Source organism: Microbacterium testaceum StLB037, from assembly GCF_900104345.1.
In the GTDB taxonomy this organism is placed as follows: domain Bacteria; phylum Actinomycetota; class Actinomycetes; order Actinomycetales; family Microbacteriaceae; genus Microbacterium; species Microbacterium testaceum_A.
Genome location: NZ_FNJN01000009.1, coordinates 1 through 1,654, shown reverse-complemented (window position 1 = coordinate 1,654; position 1,654 = coordinate 1). Strand labels below are relative to the sequence as shown.

The 1,654-nt window shown below is 54.0% G+C and carries 2 rRNA genes; both read left to right on the top strand.

What is annotated here, in order from left to right:
* Positions 1–1,377: ribosomal RNA gene (locus BLS25_RS16405) — 23S ribosomal RNA — on the top strand; the annotation flags it as partial.
* A 102-nt stretch (positions 1,378–1,479) separates the two neighbouring features.
* Positions 1,480–1,596, top strand: a 5S ribosomal RNA gene (gene rrf, locus BLS25_RS16400).
* The last annotated feature ends 58 nt before the right edge of the window (positions 1,597–1,654 follow it).

The following is a 1,654-nucleotide window of genomic DNA, read 5'->3' as shown; positions in this document are numbered from 1 at the left end:
AGGCTGAGACACGATGCGGATAAAAAGTGGGTGATCCTATGCTGCCGAGAAAAGCATCGACGCGAGGTTCTAGCCGCCCGTACCCCAAACCGACTCAGGTGGTCAGGTAGAGAATACCAAGGAGATCGAGAGAATCGTGGTTAAGGAACTCGGCAAAATGCCCCCGTAACTTCGGGAGAAGGGGGGCCATCCACTTATTAGGACTTGCTCCGAAAGGGTGTGGTGGCCGCAGAGACTAGTGGGTAGCGACTGTTTACTAAAAACACAGGTCCGTGCCAAGTCGCAAGACGATGTATACGGACTGACGCCTGCCCGGTGCTGGAAGGTTAAGAGGACCGGTTAGCCGCAAGGCGAAGCTGAGAATTTAAGCCCCAGTAAACGGCGGTGGTAACTATAACCATCCTAAGGTAGCGAAATTCCTTGTCGGGTAAGTTCCGACCTGCACGAATGGCGTAACGACTTCCCAACTGTCTCAACCGCGAACTCGGCGAAATTGCATTACGAGTAAAGATGCTCGTTACGCGCAGCAGGACGGAAAGACCCCGTGACCTTTACTACAGCTTGGTATTGGTGTTCGGTGTGGCTTGTGTAGGATAGGTGGGAGACGGTGAAGCATTCACGCCAGTGAGTGTGGAGTCATTGTTGAAATACCACTCTGGTCACTCTGGATATCTAACTTAGGACCGTGATCCGGTTCAGGGACAGTGCCTGGTGGGTAGTTTAACTGGGGCGGTTGCCTCCCAAAATGTAACGGAGGCGCCCAAAGGTTCCCTCAACCTGGTTGGCAATCAGGTGGCGAGTGTAAGTGCACAAGGGAGCTTGACTGTGAGACTGACAGGTCGAGCAGGGACGAAAGTCGGGACTAGTGATCCGGCAGTGGCTTGTGGAAGCGCTGTCGCTCAACGGATAAAAGGTACCTCGGGGATAACAGGCTGATCTTGCCCAAGAGTCCATATCGACGGCATGGTTTGGCACCTCGATGTCGGCTCGTCGCATCCTGGGGCTGGAGTAGGTCCCAAGGGTTGGGCTGTTCGCCCATTAAAGCGGTACGCGAGCTGGGTTTAGAACGTCGTGAGACAGTTCGGTCCCTATCCGCTGCGCGCGTAGGAAGTTTGAGAGGATCTGACCCTAGTACGAGAGGACCGGGTTGGACGAACCTCTGGTGTGTCAGTTGTTCCGCCAGGAGCACCGCTGATTAGCTACGTTCGGGATGGATAACCGCTGAAAGCATCTAAGCGGGAAGCCGGCCTCAAGATGAGACTTCCATACCATTTATGGTGAGAGGCTCCCAGCCAGACTACTGGGTTGATAGGCCGGATGTGGAAGCGTAGTAATACGTGAAGCTGACCGGTACTAATAAGCCGATGACTTGATAACACACCTGTTTTTGGTGCTTGCGTCCACTGAGTGGTTCTCGATGTACGGTCGGGAACTCAACAATGATCATGTCGTTGTTGGTTTTTGAAACATCAATAGTGTTTCGGCGGCCATAGCGAGAGGGAAACGCCCGGTTACATTCCGAACCCGGAAGCTAAGCCTCTCAGCGCCGATGGTACTGCAGGGGGGACCCTGTGGGAGAGTAGGACACCGCCGGACTTCTTTTAGTCGAAATGGCCACCCAAAGTTGGGTGGCCATTTCGCATTTACGGGCACA